General features: G+C 74.0%; 13 protein-coding genes. 4 read left to right on the forward strand and 9 right to left on the reverse strand.

Annotation, left to right across the window (positions count from 1 at the left end; all coding sequences use genetic code 11):
• The coding region (gene aat / locus FHP29_RS08675; protein WP_240044400.1) for a leucyl/phenylalanyl-tRNA--protein transferase at nucleotides 1–674 on the reverse strand (674 nt) is incomplete at its 3' end.
• Between the two features lie 154 nt (nucleotides 675–828).
• Here aat and FHP29_RS08680 point away from each other — a divergent pair.
• Nucleotides 829–1,524 (forward strand): EcsC family protein, encoded by a 696-nt coding sequence (locus tag FHP29_RS08680; RefSeq protein ID WP_240044401.1) that lies wholly within the window; start codon nucleotides 829–831, stop codon nucleotides 1,522–1,524.
• Here FHP29_RS08680 and FHP29_RS08685 read toward each other — a convergent pair.
• Genes FHP29_RS08685 through FHP29_RS08705 form a run of 5 tightly spaced genes read right to left on the reverse strand, consistent with a single transcriptional unit; the run spans nucleotide 1,485 to nucleotide 8,274 of the window.
• Nucleotides 1,485–2,723 carry a hypothetical protein gene (locus tag FHP29_RS08685; RefSeq protein WP_139622466.1) on the reverse strand — a complete coding sequence of 413 codons (1,239 nt, stop codon included), beginning with the start codon at nucleotides 2,721–2,723 and terminating at the stop codon, nucleotides 1,485–1,487. The two genes, FHP29_RS08680 and FHP29_RS08685, sit on opposite strands and share 40 nt — an antisense overlap.
• The gene (locus FHP29_RS08690; RefSeq protein WP_139622467.1) at nucleotides 2,720–3,889 is read right to left on the reverse strand and encodes a hypothetical protein; all 1,170 of its coding nucleotides are present in this window, start codon (nucleotides 3,887–3,889) and stop codon (nucleotides 2,720–2,722) included. Before FHP29_RS08690 ends, FHP29_RS08685 begins: the two co-directional genes overlap by 4 nt.
• 20 nt (nucleotides 3,890–3,909) lie before the next feature.
• On the reverse strand, nucleotides 3,910–4,857 hold the full coding sequence (locus tag FHP29_RS08695) for a hydroxymethylglutaryl-CoA lyase (protein ID WP_240044402.1): 948 nt from the start codon (nucleotides 4,855–4,857) through the stop codon (nucleotides 3,910–3,912).
• On the reverse strand, nucleotides 4,854–6,671 hold the full coding sequence (locus FHP29_RS08700; protein ID WP_139622468.1) for an ATP-binding protein: 1,818 nt from the start codon (nucleotides 6,669–6,671) through the stop codon (nucleotides 4,854–4,856). Before FHP29_RS08700 ends, FHP29_RS08695 begins: the two co-directional genes overlap by 4 nt.
• Before the next feature lie 7 nt (nucleotides 6,672–6,678).
• Nucleotides 6,679–8,274: an acyl-CoA carboxylase subunit beta gene (locus FHP29_RS08705; RefSeq protein ID WP_139622469.1), complete on the reverse strand. Its 1,596-nt coding sequence runs from the start codon at nucleotides 8,272–8,274 to the stop codon at nucleotides 6,679–6,681.
• A gap of 70 nt (nucleotides 8,275–8,344) precedes the next feature.
• On the opposite strand from FHP29_RS08705, the gene FHP29_RS08710 reads away from it, so the two are divergent.
• Nucleotides 8,345–8,926 (forward strand): SACE_7040 family transcriptional regulator, encoded by a 582-nt coding sequence (locus FHP29_RS08710; protein WP_139622470.1) that lies wholly within the window; start codon nucleotides 8,345–8,347, stop codon nucleotides 8,924–8,926.
• A gap of 28 nt (nucleotides 8,927–8,954) precedes the next feature.
• On the opposite strand, the gene FHP29_RS08715 is transcribed toward FHP29_RS08710, so the two are convergent.
• Complete coding sequence (locus tag FHP29_RS08715; RefSeq protein ID WP_139622471.1) at nucleotides 8,955–10,595, reverse strand: acyl-CoA dehydrogenase family protein; 1,641 nt, start codon at nucleotides 10,593–10,595, stop codon at nucleotides 8,955–8,957.
• 56 nt (nucleotides 10,596–10,651) lie between these two features.
• Between FHP29_RS08715 and FHP29_RS08720 the strand changes: the two genes are divergently transcribed.
• Nucleotides 10,652–11,392, forward strand: coding sequence for a PaaX family transcriptional regulator C-terminal domain-containing protein (locus FHP29_RS08720; RefSeq protein WP_240044403.1), 741 nt, complete (start codon nucleotides 10,652–10,654; stop codon nucleotides 11,390–11,392).
• Between the two features lie 3 nt (nucleotides 11,393–11,395).
• Here FHP29_RS08720 and FHP29_RS08725 read toward each other — a convergent pair whose 3' ends face one another.
• Nucleotides 11,396–12,079: an SWIM zinc finger family protein gene (locus FHP29_RS08725; RefSeq protein ID WP_139622472.1), complete on the reverse strand. Its 684-nt coding sequence runs from the start codon at nucleotides 12,077–12,079 to the stop codon at nucleotides 11,396–11,398.
• 56 nt (nucleotides 12,080–12,135) lie between these two features.
• On the opposite strand from FHP29_RS08725, the gene FHP29_RS08730 reads away from it, so the two are divergent.
• Nucleotides 12,136–13,215, forward strand: a complete 1,080-nt coding sequence (locus FHP29_RS08730; protein ID WP_139622473.1) for a methyltransferase domain-containing protein — start codon at nucleotides 12,136–12,138, stop codon at nucleotides 13,213–13,215.
• On the opposite strand, the gene FHP29_RS08735 is transcribed toward FHP29_RS08730, so the two are convergent.
• Nucleotides 13,206–15,998 carry a DEAD/DEAH box helicase gene (locus FHP29_RS08735; protein WP_139622474.1) on the reverse strand — a complete coding sequence of 931 codons (2,793 nt, stop codon included), beginning with the start codon at nucleotides 15,996–15,998 and terminating at the stop codon, nucleotides 13,206–13,208. The genes FHP29_RS08730 and FHP29_RS08735 overlap by 10 nt on opposite strands.
• Nucleotides 15,999–16,086: the final 88 nt, after the last annotated feature.

The following is a 16,086-nucleotide window of genomic DNA, read 5'->3' on the forward strand; positions in this document are numbered from 1 at the left end:
GGGATCTCCCGCACGCCCAGGCCGGTCAGGTGGCGGGTGGCCCACTGGACGTCGATCAGGCGGTTGCCCGCGGCGCCGTCCGCGTCGCGGCGCAGTCCCTCGACCAGCCCGAGGAGGGCGACCTTCGAGGCGTCGGTGACGTGGTGGAACATCGACTCCCCGGCGAAGAGTCCGCCGATCGCGACGCCGTACAACCCCCCGACGAGGCGCCCGTCCTGCCAGGTCTCGACCGAGTGCGCCCAGCCGAGACGGTGCAGGTCGCCGTACGCCCGAGCGATCCGGCCGTCGATCCAGCCGTGCGGCCGCCGCGGGTCGGCGCACGCCGCGACGACCTCGTCGAAGGCGGTGTCCACGCGCACCTCGAAGTCGCGCGCCGAGCGGCGCAGGGAGCGCGAGACGCGGAGCTCGTCGAGGAACAGCACGCCGCGATGGGCCGGGCACCACCAGCCGATCGAGCGTCCCTCGGGCATCGGGAACAGCCCGCCGCGGTACGCCGCCAGCAGCGTGCCCGGCGCGAGATCGGCCCCCACCGCGACCAGGTCGCTCCCGTCGTGCGTGCCGTCCCCCGGATCGTCGGGCTCGTCGGGATCGTCGGGATCGTCGAGGACCGGCAGCGCCGCCAGCTCCGCCCGGCTGGGGAACACCCACGGGCTGGGCTCAGGCTCGACCGGCACTCCCCGATCCTAGGAGGGACGAGGTGCCATGTTCGTACCTGGGCTTGCCCAGGGCCAGACCTGGCACCTCGCGGGTACCGGAGTGGCACCTCGCGGGTACCGGAGTGGCACCTCGTCCCGGCTCGGGCCTGGCGGACCGACCTACGATCGGGGCATGGCTTCCCTGAGGAAGGGCATCGCGATGCGGACCGCCCAGCAGCTCGCCCCGAAGGTCACCCAGCTGGCACCGGGGCTGACCCAGTCGTTCGTGCGGGAGGCGCTGCACCGGGCGATCGTGGGGGCCGGGCCGCTGCCGCCGGCGGCGGAGGCGGCGCGGGCCCAGCTCGAGGAGCAGCACGGCGACGTCGACAAGGCGGTGCGGGAGCTGATCCAGAACCATGTCGCGTACGCCGGCGTGGAGGGCCTGGCGACCAACCTGGGCGGCCTGATCACGGCGACGATCGTGGCGCCGGCGAGCATCACCGGGCTGGCGATCATCCAGTGCCGGATGGTGGCGGGCATCGCGCACCTGCGCGGCTACGACCTCGACGACCCACGGGTGCGCAACGCGATCCTGGTCTGCATCCTCGGCGAGGAGACCGTGCGGACGATGGTCAAGCGCAAGCAACTCCCGGCGCCGCCGATGGCGATCGCGACCGCACCGGAGCACGACCCGACCCTGGACCGGGCCGTGTCGACCGTGCTGGCCGGCGAGCTGGTCGGCCGGGTGATCGGCAAGCGGATCGCCACCACCGTCGGCAAGCGGATCCCGCTGGTCGGCGGCGGGGTCGGCGCGGTGACCGACGGCTGGAGCACCTACCGGGTCGGACGCTACGCGGGTCGGGAGTTCCGCCTGCGGGCCTTGCGGTAGACCTCGAGGGCCTGACGGCCCTTGCCGCTGCCCTCGAGCCGCTGCACGGTCCACTCCATCGACCTCATCAGCCGCGGTGTCCGGGCCCGCACCAGGTCGCGGCGCGCGGCCTCGAGCTTGCGGCGCAGCCGCTCGTTCTCGGCGTGCGCCTCGGCGTTGTCCAGCAGGAGTGCCTTGATCGCGTCGACCGCGGCCGAGGCCACCTGCCGCTCGGGCGGGTGGTCGGGATCGACCCACTTGCCGGTCGGCGCCGGCGCGCCGCGCAGGTCCTCGAGGTCGCCCACGACGTCGTACCCCCGTCGCGCCAGCTCGGCGATCCAGCTCTCGGTCAGCTGGTGGACCCACGGGTACTGGTCCGGCGGCAGCCCGAGGCGGGCCGACTTGGTGCGCTTGGACAGGGTGCGGTGCGCGAGCAGCTCGCGGACCAGCGGGCGGTAGTGCTGGGGCGGCAGGTCGCGGGCCGCGGTGCGGTTGATCCGGCGGATCAACGCGGACTCGGGCACGCCGAGGCTCGGGTTCGCGCGCCGGGTGGTGAGCTTGAGGTCCAGCCCCTCGAGGCCGAACGCGCTGCTGAACCGCTCCCACAGCAGGTCGGGCGGACCGCCGGACGGCGGGACGGTGACGAGGTGGATCCGCTCCGGGGGGATGTCCGCGCCCCAGCGGTCGAGGATGTCGGGGATCTCCTGGACGCCCCAGAACCACGCACCGACGCGGTGCGCGCGCTCCGGGTCCTGGATCAGCTCGAGGAAGCGTCCGTAGCCGAACCGGGCGCGGTGCTTGACGTTCTCCTGCCACTCGGCGGGGATCTGCCGGACCAGGTCGCGCACCGAGAGGATCAGGTGGATCTCGGTGCCGCCGTCGGAGGTGTCGCCGCCGGGGCGGTGGCCGAGCGAGGTCAGCGCCCGGGCCACCTGGCTCCGGGAGGCCGAGGCGAGGATCTCGTGGCTGATGATCGAGGTGCCGTCGTGCTCGCGGACCTGTGCGGACAGCCTGTCCCAGGCGCCGACCGCCTCGGCCTCCAGCCCGCCCCAGCGCAGGCGCATCAGGTCGAGACCGGCGAGGAAGTGGTCGTCGAAGCGGTCGGCCGGATAGCTCACGCCCTGCTTGAGCAGGCGGGCGCGGTTCTTGTAGAGCACGTCCTGGAGGTACGACGTCCCGGTCTTGGGTGTGCCGACATGCAGCAGGACTCGCCGACTCACGTCTCCTCCTGGGTGCGGGCGGGCACGGTCACGGGGTCGAGGAGCAGGCCCAGCGCGAGCGACAGCACCTCGGCGTCGACCGGGAGCACCGGCGCCCGTCGGTCGGTGCCGACGGGCCGCGGCAGCAACCGGTCGAGGTCGCCGAGCACAGGGTAGCGAGCGGCGGCGAGCTCGTGGCGGGTGCGCTCGGCCTGTGTGCTGAGCCAGCCGTCCCACCGCGGCGGGAGCGTCGGCGGCGGACCGCCGAGGCCGTCGAGAACCTGGCCGAGGCTGTCGCGGAGCAGCCGCGGACGCTCGGCGGAGGCGACCAGCAGGCCCAGCGGCTCCCCCACCCTGCGGACCAGGTCGACGGCGTGCGCGCCGAGCCGGGGCGGCCCACCGAGCCGGGACACGCCGAGCTCGGCGGCCAGCAGCCGGTCGTCGAGCACGATGCGGACCCGGTCGGCGCCGTACTTGTAGGCGGCGGAGCGCGCCATCCGGGCGAGGTCGGCGCGGGGCGGGAGGTGCCCGGCGCCGGCATTGGCGCGGACGAAGCCTCGCCACGACGCGCCGCCCTGGTCGAAGCTGCGGGCGGTCCAGGCCTGGACGAGGACGGTCTCGAGGTCGTCGGCGAGGAGGTACGCCGTCGGGCGGCGCCCGCCCGGACGGTGCCCCTGCGCGGCGAGCTCGGTCCGGACGGCGTCGGCGCGCCAGGGCATGCCGACGACCACGAACGAGCGCACCCACGGGCGACGCACGGCCCGCACCCGGTCGACGAGCGACGGCTCGGGTGCCGGGACCGCTGCGGTGGCGGCGACGTCGTCGGCGATGAGCGCGCAGGCGACCCGCAGCAGCTCGTCGTCGCCGAGCGCGTCGGGATCGACCGGCGGGGGCCCGAACCGGCCGGCCCCGCCGGGGTCAGCACCGACGAGCGCGAGCTCGCTCCGCCCGCGCCCGGAGACGCCGGCGGCGAGGATCCGCTCGGCGGTCGCCGCGGGCACGGTCCGCCCGGCCGCGGCGGCGTACACGTTGAGGCGGCGCAGCAGGGCGAGCTGTTGGGCTCCGGGCAGCTCCGCGGCCAGCGGCTCGCCGTCGCCCGTGCCGTCGTCGGGCCAGTCGAGCCACGGCGTGGTCGCCCCGGCCCGCAACGCGGCGACCCAGCCCCACGCGCGTCGTCGACCGTCCATGGGCCAACGTTAGAGGGGGATCAGCCGGCGGTGTCGGCCAGGGCCCGGACGACGGCGGAGGGACTGGGCCGGCCGAGCTGTCCGGCCATCCACGCGCTGGCCGCGACCACGGCCTCGAGGTCGACGCCGTGCTCGATCCCGAGCCCGGTGAGGAACCAGACCAGGTCCTCGGTGGCGAGGTTGCCGGTGGCGCTCTTCGCGTAGGGGCAGCCGCCGAGCCCGCCGGCGGAGGCGTCGTACGTCGTCACGCCGGCCTGCAGACCCGCGTGGACGTTGGTGAGCGCCTGGCCGTAGGTGTCGTGGAAGTGCAGCGCGAGCCGCTCGCAGCCGACGCCCGCGTCGGCGAAGGCGGCGACGAGTGCCTTCACGTGGCCGGCGGTGGCGACGCCGATGGTGTCGCCGAGGCTGAGCTGACCGACGCCGAGATCGAGAAGCCGCTTGCCGACGGCGACGACCTGCTCGACCGGGACGGCGCCCTCCCACGGGTCGCCGAAGCACATGGAGACGTAGCCGCGCACGTCCATGCCGGCGTCGAGCGCCTGGCGGATCGTGGGCTCGAACATCTCGAACTGGGACGCGAGCGTGCGGTTGAGGTTCTTGCTCGCGAAGGTCTCGGTCGCCGATGCGAACACCGCGACGTGACGCAGGCCGAGCTCGACCGCGCGGTCGAGTCCCCGCTGGTTGGGGACGAGCACCGGCAGCTGGCGGGCCGCGTCGCCGAGGTCGGCGGTGAGGCCGCGCATGAGGTCGGCGGCGTCGGCGAGCTGCGGGACCCAGTCCGGGTGGACGAAGCTGGTGGCCTCGACGATCGGAAGCCCTGCGTCGACCAGCCTCGTGATGAAGGCGGCCTTGACCTCGGTCGGGACGACGGACTTCTCGTTCTGCAGCCCGTCGCGGGGGCCGACCTCGTAGATCGTGACCTTCGCGGGCAGCCCGGCCTCGGGCACCACCATGGGCAGGGCGGTCACGACGCGCTCCCCTCCACCACGAACAGCTCCGCCCCCAGGGCGACCTGCTGGCCGGTTGTCGCGCCGACGGCGGTGACCGTGCCGGCGTACGGCGCCTTGAGCGCGAGCTCCATCTTCATCGCCTCCACCACGCCGAGGACGTCGCCCTCGGCGACCGTGTCGCCGACGGCGACCGACACGTCGAGGACCGTTCCCGGCATCGGCGCGACGACGGTGCCGTCACCGGCGGCCGCGCCGTGGTCGGCGGCGGCGTCGGGGCGGTGGAAGACGTAGCGCTGGCCCTGGTGGGCGAGCTCGACGTGGTGGGGGGTGACCCGGGCGGCCGCGGGAGTCACCCGGGAGGCCGCGAGGGTGACCTCGCCGTCGGTGAACTCCACGAGGACGGGCGCAGCCGGGCCGCCCATCCGGAAGCCGTCGGCGGCGAAGGGACCGCTCGCCGCGGCGGTGGCGTCGAGCCAGAGCCGGGCGGCGATCTCCCGGGCGGGCGTCGGGTCGGGGGCGGGGACCTCGTGGCGGTCCAGCCAGGCGGTGTCGATCCCGCCGGGGACGGCGAACTCCTCGCCGGCCGCCAGCACCCGCAGGAAGCCGGTGTTGGTGGTCAGCCCGAGGATCGCGGTGTCGTCGAGCGCCGCGACCAGCGCACGGCGGGCGGCCTCGCGGGTCGGCCCGCTGACGATGACCTTGCCGAGCATCGGGTCGTACGACGTGCTCACGACCTGACCGCTCTCGAGCGCGTGGTCGACCCGGGCCGCGGCGGGCCACGACACCTCGGTCGCCGTACCCGCCTGGGGGAGGAAGCCGCCGAACGCGTCCTCGGCGTAGATCCGCGCCTCGATCGCGTGATCGCCGAAGCGGACGTCCGACTGCTCGAAGGGCAGCGGATCCCCGGCGGCGACGGCGAGCTGGAGCGCGACCAGATCGGTCCCGCTGTGGATCTCCGTGACCGGGTGCTCCACCTGGAGGCGGGTGTTCATCTCCAGGAAGTAGAAGTCGCCCGTGCTCGCGTCGAGGAGGTACTCGATCGTGCCGGCGTTCTCGTAGCCCACCGACGCCGACAGCGCCACGGCCGAGCCGTGGATGCGCTCGCGCAGCGCGTCGTCGAGCGCGGGCGCGGGCGCCTCCTCGAGGACCTTCTGGTGGCGGCGCTGCACGGAGCACTCGCGCGTGCCGAGGTGGACGACGTTGCCGTGGCTGTCGCCGAGCACCTGGACCTCGATGTGACGGCCCCGCTCGACGTACTTCTCGACGAGCATCGTGTCGTCGCCGAACGCGCCGGCGGCCTCGCGCCTGGCCGCCGCGACGGCGGCGTCGAAGTCGGCCGCGGACCGTACGACGCGCATCCCCTTGCCGCCACCGCCGGCAGCGGCCTTGACCAGCACCGGGTAGGCGAACGTGGCCGGGTCCTCCTCGACGCCGTACGACGGCACCACCGGCACCCCCGCCGCCACGGCGAGGTCGCGGGCCGCGTCCTTGCGTCCCATCTGCTCGATGACCTTCGGGCTCGGCCCGACCCAGGCGATGCCGGCGTCGGTCACGGCCGCGGCGAAGGCTGCGTTCTCGGAGAGGAAGCCGTAGCCGGGGTGGATCGCACCCCCGTCGGCCAGGCCGGCCTCCTTCGCGGCGGCGAGGACGGCGTCGGCGTCGAGGTAGCTCGGGACGCGCAGCGCGACGTCGGCGTCGCGCACGTGCAGCGCGTCGGCGTCGAGGTCGGTGTGGACGGCGACCGTGCGGATGCCGAGGTCGCGGCAGGTGCGGAACACCCGGCGGGCGATCTCACCGCGATTGGCCACCAGTACGGAGCGGATCTCGGTCATCGCTCGATCACATCCTGAAGATTCCGTAGTGGGGTGCGGGCGTCGGCACCGCGGTGACCACGTCGAGCGCCATGCCGAGCACCCGGCGGGTGTCCGCGGGGTCGATCACACCGTCGTCCCACAGCCGCGCGGACGCGTAGTACGGCGAGCCCTGGGTCTCGTACTGGTCCTTGATCGGCTGCTTGAACTCGTCGACATCGGGGTCGTCCTCGCGCCCGGCGACCGTGGCGAGCACGTTGGCCGCCTGGTCGCCGCCCATCACCGAGATCCGGGAGTTGGGCCACATCCACAAGAAGCGCGGGTCGTACGCGCGCCCGCACATGCCGTAGTTGCCGGCGCCGAACGAGCCGCCGATGACGACGGTGAGCTTCGGGACGACGGAGCAGGCGACCGCGGTGACGAGCTTGGCGCCGTCGCGGGCGATGCCGCGGTTCTCGTACTCGCGGCCAACCATGAAGCCGGAGATGTTCTGCAGGAACAGCAGCGGGATGCCGCGCTGGTTGCACAGCTCGACGAAGTGGGCGCCCTTGAGCGCGGACTCGCTGAACAGGATGCCGTTGTTGGCGACGATGCCGACCTGGTGGCCGTGGATGCGGGCGAAGCCGCAGACCAGGGTCTCGCCGTACAGCTGCTTGAACTCCTGCAGCCGGCTGCCGTCGACCAGGCGGCGGATGACCTCGCGGACGTCGTACGGCGTCCGGGTGCTCGCCGGCACGACGTCGTAGATGCTCTCCGGGGGCTCGTGCGGGTCCTCGGAATCGATGCGGTTGGGGACCGAACCGCGCGAATCCGGGTCGGGATCATGCGGTCTCTGCCCATTCGGCAGGGTGTCGACGATGCCCCGCAGGATCCGCAGCGCGTGCGCGTCGTCGTCGGCGAGGTGGTCGACGACGCCACTCCTTCGGGCGTGCACGTCGCCGCCGCCGAGGTCCTCGGCGCTGACGACCTCGCCGGTGGCGGCCTTCACCAGGGGCGGGCCGCCGAGGAAGATCGTGCCCTGGTTCTTGACGATCACGGTCTCGTCGGACATCGCCGGCACGTACGCGCCGCCCGCGGTGCACGAGCCCATGACCGCGGCCAGCTGCGGGATCCCGCGAGCCGACATGTTCGCCTGGTTGAAGAAGATCCGGCCGAAGTGCTCCTTGTCGGGGAACACCTCGTCCTGCATGGGCAGGAAGGCGCCGCCGGAGTCGACGAGGTAGACGCAGGGCAGCTCGTTCTCGGCCGCGACCGTCTGCGCACGCAGGTGCTTCTTGACGGTCATCGGGTAGTAGGTGCCGCCCTTCACGGTCGCGTCGTTGGCGACGACCATGACGTTGCGGCCCTCGACCCGGCCGATGCCGGCGACGACGCCGGCCGCGGGGACGGCGTAGTCGTCGGCGCTGCCCGGCTTGCCGTACATCCCGTACGCCGCCAGCGGGGCGAGCTCCAGGAAGGGGCTGCCGGGGTCGAGGAGCCGGTCGACCCGGTCGCGGGCGAGCAGCTTGCCGCGGTCGGTGTGCTTGGTGCGGGCCGCTTCGCTGCCGCCCTGGCGCACACGGTCGAGGCGCTTGCGCAGGTCGGCGGAGAGCTCGCGCAGGGTGGGCTCGGGAGTCTCGGACACGACATCAGGTTAACGATCATTAACCTGATGCGCAACGGATCCCGGCGCCGACATGCCATAGCCTGCCCCGGTGACCGAGCCGAGCCGCCGCGAGCAGATCCTGGCCACCGCTGCCGACCTGTTCGCCGCCCGCGGCTTCCACGGCGTCTCCGTCGCCGACCTCGGCGCCGCGTGCGGCATCTCCGGGCCGGCGCTCTACAAGCACTTCGCGTCCAAGCAGGCGGTGCTCGCCGAGATGCTCACCTCGATCAGCGAGCGGCTGCTCGAGGTCGGCCGGGAGCGGGTCGCCCGCGCCGACGGCGATCCGGCGGCGGCCCTGCGCGGCCTGGTCGACTGGCACGTGGAGTTCGCCCTCGGCCACCGCCCGCTCATCATCGTCCAGGACCGCGACTGGGAGTCCCTGCCGGAGGACGCGCGGGAGCAGGTCCGCCGCCTCCAGCGGGCGTACGTCGGCCTGTGGGCCGATCAGCTGCGCGCGCTGAGCCCGGGGCTCGACCGGCCCAGCGCCCGCGCGGCGGCGCAGGCCGCCTTCGGCCTGCTCAACTCCACACCGCGCGCCGGCCACGCCATCCCGGACTCCGCGCTGCGCGAGCTGCTCTCGGCGATGGCGCTCGGGGCGCTGGGGGTCGCCCCGGCCGAGCTTCAACGCTGACGACCGGACGGCGGAGCGCTGAGGAGGGTCAGAATCCCGGCTCGGTGCGCTCCAGGATCGGCCCGAGGTCGAGACCCGCGGGCAGGGTGCCGAAGGCGCTGCCCCAGTCGCGGGCCAGTCGGCTGGCGCAGAACGCGTCCGCCACGGCCTGCGGCGCGTGGCGGATCAGGAGACCGGCCTGGAAGACGACGGCGATCTGCTCGACGAGGCGGCGCGCGCGCAACTCGATGTCGTCGAAGTCCGTGAGCTCCTTCGTGAGCGAGGTGAGGGCGTCGTCGTACCTCTGGTCGGAGCCGACGGCGAGCTCGGCCTCGGCGAGGAAGGCGTCGAGCGACTCCGGCTCGCGGCCGATGGCGCGCAGGGCGTCGAGGGCGGCGACGTTGCCGGAGCCCTCCCAGATCGAGAGGAGCGGGAGCTCGCGGTAGATGCGGGCCAGGTCGAAGTCCTCGATGTAGCCGTTGCCGCCGAGGCACTCGAGCGCCTCGTTGGCCAGGACCGGTCCGCGCTTGCAGACGTAGTACTTGGTCGCGGCGAGCGCCAGACGGCGCAGCGCGGCCTCGCCCGCGTCACCCCGGATCGCTCGGTCGTTGGCGCCGGCCAGGCGCATCATCGCGGTGGTGGCAGCCTCGGACTCGACGGCGAGGTCGGCGAGCACGTTGCGCATCAGGGGCTGGTCGACGAGCAGCTTGCCGAAGGCGGCGCGGTGGCGGGTGTGGTGGGCCGCCTGGACCAGCGCGCTCCGCATCCCGGACGCGGAGCCGATCACGCAGTCGAGGCGGGTCATGTTGACCATCTCGACGATGGTCTTGACCCCGCGGCCCTCCTCGCCGACGAGCCAGCCGGTCGCGCCGTCGTACTCGATCTCGGACGACGCGTTGGACCTGTTGCCGAGCTTGTCCTTGAGCCGCAGGAAGCGGATCGGGTTGGGGTCGCCCCCCGGGAGCACCCGCGGCAGCAGGAAGCAGGACAGACCGCCGGGCGCCTGGGCGAGGGTCAGGAACAGGTCCGACATCGGCGCCGAGGTGAACCACTTGTGGCCGACGATGCGGTAGGTGCCGGGCTCGCCGGCGACCGGGGTGGCCGTCGTCGTGTTGGCACGCACGTCGGAGCCGCCCTGCTTCTCCGTCATCGACATGCCGGCGATCAGGCCGCGCTTGGTCGCGGGATCGCGCAGGCCGAAGTCGTACGCGCGGTTGGTCAGGAGCGGCTCGAAGCGCGCGGCCAGCTCCGGGTGGGCGCGCAGGGCCGGGATCACGGCGTAGGTCATCGAGATCGGGCAGCCGTGGCCCGCGTCGACGTTCCAGGCGTAGAACTTCGCGGCCCGCGCGACGTGGGCACCCGGCCGGTCGTCGGCCCACGGGGCGGCGTGGATGCCGTGGGTGACGGCGGTGGTCATCAGCTGGTGGTACGCCGGGACGTACTCCACCTCGTCGATCCGGTGGCCGTAGCGGTCGTGGGTGTGCAGCCGGGGCGGGACGCGCTCGGCGAGCCGGCCGAGCTCGATCGCCTCCGGGGTGCCCGCCAGGCGGCCCACCTCGCGGATCTCCTCCAGCGCCCAGCCGGCGCCCTCGCGCTCGATCCCCTCGAGCAGCGCCGGGTCGGCCGACGTGTCGTGGCCGACGAGCGGCGGGACCTGGTTGAGGACCTCGTGCGGGTCGTGGGGGGCCATGGCTCGACGTTACAGTTCGCGCGACAACCGTGTCGAGATGTGTAGCATCGGTGGACGTGGACGACCTGGCACCCCTCTCGGCGCGGTCGGTGATGCTCAGCCTCCTCCTGGGCTCCCACCCGGACCGGATGTCGGCCGCCGAGCTGGTCCGGGCGGGCGAGCACTTCGGCATCCCGCCGGCCACCGCCCGCGTCGCCCTGACCCGAGCCGTCGCGGCCGGGGACCTGGAGCGCGCGCAGGGCGACCCCCGCCAGTACGTCCTCGGCGACCGGCTCACCGCACGCCAGCGCCGCCAGGACGAGGCCGTGCTCGACGCGGAGACCCGCTGGGACGGGACCTGGGAGATGGCGGTCGTCGTGGTCGCCGGGCGCACCGGGGCCGAGCGGGCGACGCTGCGCGATCGGCTGTCGTCGTACCGACTCGCGGAGCTGCGCGAGGGCGTCTGGACCCGCCCGGCCAACCTCCGGCGACCGCGGGGATACGCCGCCGAGGCGGTCCTGGCGACGTTCACGACCACGCCCGACGACGACCCCGCGGACCTCGCCTCCCGCCTGTGGGACCTCGCCGGCTGGGCCGACCGGGGCCGGCTCCTGCTGGACGGTCTCGAACGGACCACCGCCCCGGCGCCCCGGCTCGCCGTCGCCGCGCAGCTGGTCCGCCACCTGGCCACCGATCCCCTGCTCCCGGCGGCGCTGCTGCCCGCCGACTGGCCCGCGGCCGCGATGCGGACGGCATACGCCGGCTATCAGGACGAGCTGCGCGAGCTGGCCTTCGGCTCGCCTGCCCGAACGTCCTAGGACCTAGACCAGCCCGTCGGGCAGCTCCGCGCCCGCCTCGAACAGCGCGACCAGGCGCTGAGCGCGGACCGCGGCGTCCACGACGAGCTCGACGTCGTCGGCCAGGTCGGCCGTGCGGACCGGCGGGGCGCCGGGGCCGGTCGCGGCGCGGGCGTGCAGGTCGGCGAGGAGGACGTCGCGGTCGACCCCGCGCAGGGCGAAGAGCACCAGCGGATCGGTGTCGACCAGCCACCCCGTCTGGACCAGGACCGCGATGGCGTGGGGGCAGGGATCGAGGTAGTGCGGGCAGGTGCAGGTCGCGACCAGCTCGCCGCCGTACGGCAGCAGCTCGACGCCCACCTCCTCGGCATGCTCGACCAGGTCGTGAGCCAGGTTGCCGGCGAGCAGGTCGGCGATCCGGCCCGCCTCGGCCGCGACCACCTCGACCAGCGCGCGCCGGGCCGGCTCCTCGAGCACGGGCAGGGAGACCTGGACCGTCCACGCGTCGTCGCCGTCGCGGCACGCCGCCAGCAGACCTCCGGACTCGACGCTGATCGCGCCGACGTCGCCGCGGCGGGCGTGGGTCCGGCCAGGACGCAGCTCCGCGTCGGAGTACGCCGCCTCCTCGACGGCACGCTGCCAGGCCTTGCCCCACCACGAGCGCACGCCGCGGGAGGGCTGGGTCTGCCGGGTGAAGGTCGTGCGCATCAGACCGCCCGACGGCGTGTGCCGCGATCGGCACCGGCTGAGTTAGGTTGACCGGTGTGCGGGACGACTCGGTGACGACCACGAAGCAGGCCACCAAGCAGGCCAAGGGCAGCGAGGAGCATCGCCGCCAGATGGCGAAGCGCCGCGCGCGGTTCCTCGAGCTCTACGACTTCACCTCCGGGCACGGCCTGGAGATCGGTCCGCTCGACTCGGCGATCTCCGACAAGTCCGTCGACGACGTCAGCTATGTCGACATCTTCGACAACGCCGGACTGCGTGCCCACTACGGCGACGATCCCAACGTCCTGGTCGACCTGATCCCCGAGGTCGACTTCCCCCACTACGTCGACGGCACCTTCCGCGACCTCGCGACCGCCGCCGCCCCGGGTGCGCCGTACGACTGGGTGATCGCCTCCCACGTGATCGAGCACGTGCCCGACTTCGTCGGCTGGCTGGACCAGATCGCCCGGCTGACGGTCGACGGCGGCGCGCTCCTGCTCGCGGTGCCGGACCGGCGCCGCACCTTCGACCGGCACCGGCCCCCGACGACGGTCGGCCAGGCGCTGGAGGCCCACGAGCTCGGCCAGACCCGCCCGGGCACCCGCGCGCTGCACGACTTCTCGGCCAGCGTGATCCGCCTCGACCCGAAGGACCTCGTCCGCGGACAACCCATCCCCGGCCGCGACCGCCGCGTCCACCCGACCCTCGACGAGGCGAGGCGCCAGGTCGAGCGCGGACGGGCCGGCGAGTACGTCGACTGCCACGTCTGGCTGTGGACCCCGACCGACTTCCTCCACCAGATCCAGGAGCTGCGCGCTCTCGGCGCCGCCGACTGGTACGTCGAGACGATCGCCCCGCAGCGGCGCAAGGCCGGGGAGTTCCTGGTCGTGCTGCGCAGGTCCGTCGACGGGCAGGCTCCCGAGGGTCTCGTCGAGCCGGCCCCGGACACCGACCTGCCGGGGTGGCTCTACGACGACCTGGCCCCGGCCCACGAGCGGATCGAGGAGCTCGAGAAGCGGGTCCGCCGTCTCAAGGAGCGCTCCGACCGGCTGCAGGCCGAGGTCGATCGGCTGCGGGCCCGGCACCCCCGCGCGCTGCTGAGCCGGCTCAAGGCACGGCTCAGTCGTCACGGCTGAGCCTCCTCGGCGGCGTACGGCGCGCTCTGCTCGCGCGCCTCGCGCCGCAGGGTCACCAGGTCGCGCAGCTCCTCGTTGCTCAGCTCGGTGAGGGCGGCGTCGCCGCGGGCGAGCACGGCGTCGGCCAGCCGGCGCTTGCGATCGAGGAGCTGAGCCACCCGCTCCTCGATGGTGCCGCGGGTGACCATCCGGTGCACCTGCACCGGCCGCGTCTGGCCGATCCGGTAGGCACGGTCGGTCGCCTGCTCCTCCACGGCCGGGTTCCACCACCGGTCGAAGTGGACCACGTGGTCGGCGCGGGTGAGGTTGAGACCGGTGCCGCCGGCCTTGAGCGACAGCAGGAAGACGGGCACCTCCCCGTCCTGGAACCGGCGCACCATCGCCTCGCGCTGCGCGACCGGGGTGCCGCCGTGCAGGAACTGGTGGGGGACGCCGAGCGACGTCAGCTGCTGCTCGACGAGGCGGGCCAGGGCGACGTACTGGGTGAACACGAGGATCGCGCCGTCCTCCGCGAGCACGGTGGCGACGAGCTCCTCGAGGAGCTCGAGCTTCTCCGAGCGGCCGGTGAGCCGGATCGCGCCGGACTGCTTGAGGAACTGCGCCGGGTGGTTGCAGATCTGCTTGAGACCGGTCAGCAGCGCGAGCACCAGGCCGCGCCGGGTCTCCTCGTCGGCGCGCTCGATCCGCTCCATCGTGTCCTTGACGAACGCCTCGTAGAGCACGGCCTGCTCCCGGGTCAGGCCGAGCAGGTGGTCGGTCTCCGTCTTCGGTGGCAGCTCCGGCGCGATGCCCGGATCGGACTTGCGGCGGCGCAGCAGGAACGGGCCGATCAGGTCGGCGAACTGGCGGGCCTTGGTCGGCTCGGCCCCCGACTCGATCGGCGCGCCCCACACCCGGCGGAACGCCTGGCGGCTGCCGAGGAGACCGGGGACGCACCAGTCGAGGATCGACCACAGCTCGGTCAGGTCGTTCTCGACCGGGGTGCCGGTCAGGGCCACCCGCGCGCGGCTCGGGACCCGGCGCAGGGCCCGGGCGGTCGACGTACGGGAGTTCTTCACGTGCTGCGCCTCGTCGGCGACCACGAGATCCCATCCGACGCCGGCCAGGATGTCGGCGTCGCGGCGCAGGGTGCCGTACGTCGTCAGCACGAACCCGCCTTCCCGCTGGTCGAGCCGGTCGAGTCCCTCCAGCGAGCGGGCACCGCCGTGGAAGCGGCGCACGGGTACGCCGGGGGCGAACCGCTCGACCTCGGCCTCCCAGTTGCCGAGCAGGCTGGCCGGACACACCACGAGCGTCGGGCCGCCCTGGGAGAGACCCTGCTCGAGACGGTGCAGGTGGAGGGCGATGAGCGTGATCGTCTTGCCGAGGCCCATGTCGTCGGCCAGGCACGCGCCGAGTCCGAGGGCGGTCAGGTCGGCGAGCCAGGTGAGCCCGTGGCGCTGGTAGTCGCGCAGCCGAGCGGCGAGTCCGGCCGGCTCGGCGAGCGGGGTCCGGGTGGCGGCGCCGAGCACCTGCTCGCGGACCCGCAGCAGGCTGGCGCCGACGACGACCTCGGTGGTGGCGGGCCGGTCGTCGCCGGTGGCGGGGAGCTCGGTGACGCCGGTCAGCGCCGCGGCCAGCGCCTGGGCTCCGGTCGCGCGACGGATCAGCCGCTTGCGCGCCCGCTCGGCCGTGGTCGGGTCGACGACCGCCCACGAGCCGCGCAGCTTGACGATCGGGCTCGCGGCGCGGGCGAGCTCGGCCATCTCGTCGCTGCTGAGCGCCTCGCCGTGCAACGAGACCTGCCACGAGAACGAGAAGAGTCCCTCGGTCGAGAAGGGGCTGTCCTGCAGCGGCAGCTCCTCGCCCCGCGACGGCCCGGGGCCGTCGCGCCGCCGGTCGAGGACGGCCCGGGTGGTCAGCTCCGGGCCGAGCGAGCGTGGCCAGTGCACGTCGACGCGCGCGTCGCGCAGGGCGCCGACGTGGTCGAGCAGGCTGCCGATCTCGGCGCCGTCGAGCGTGAGCTGGTCGGGGACGGCGAGGGCCAGCAGCCGGTCGAGCACCGGCCACGCGTCGGCTGCGGCCCGCAGCGCGATGCTCGCGTGCACCCGCGCGCGGCTGCCGAAGCCGTGGTCCGCGGGTCCGGCGGTCCACAGCAGCGCCGCGTCGCAGACGTGCAGCGGGTCGCGCTCGTCGTGCACCTGGAGCACGACGCGCACCGTGCCTGCGACCAGCTCCTCCTCGTCGGCCTCGACGCGAAGCGATACCCGCACGAGCTCCGGCAGAGCCGACGACCGCCCCGGTGACACGGAGTCGGGCTGCGCCTGGCGACGTTCGGCGAGCCGTCGGCGGACCCGGTCGGCGAACTGCTCCGGCGTGCTCGTCCGGGCCGTCTCGGGCGGGGTGGACCGCCGGCCGGCCGGCGCCGCGCGCGGCAGGGTGTCGGCGACCGCGTCGAGCATGGCGCGCACGACCGACGGGGCATCGGGGGCGTCGGAGGAGCCGGCGAGACGCTCGACGGCGTCCTGGTCGCGCGCGTCGAGCCGGTCGACGCGCCAGGACCGGCCGTCGTCGTCGGGCGCCACCTTGCCGGCCGCGACCAGGCGCAGACCGAGCAGGGCCGCGCCGCTGAGCAGGCGCACACTCGGGTGCGTGTCGTCGCTGGACCGGGAACGACTCAGGACCGGCAGCGCCGCCCGGACCGGCAGGGCGACGCGGCGTCCGCCTCCGGCGTCGGTGAACTCGATCGTCGCGGGGTCCCCGGTCCGGAAGGTCGCGGGTCCGGAGACGGGAACGAAGCTCACATAGGGACGCTAACGGGTGGGCCCGACAGGACGTTCCCGGCCGAGGACGTCGTACGCGATGTCGTGGCGTGCGGGGTAGATCTCCCCG

The sequence above is a fragment of the Nocardioides albidus genome (assembly GCF_006335005.1).
GTDB lineage: Bacteria > Actinomycetota > Actinomycetes > Propionibacteriales > Nocardioidaceae > Nocardioides > Nocardioides albidus.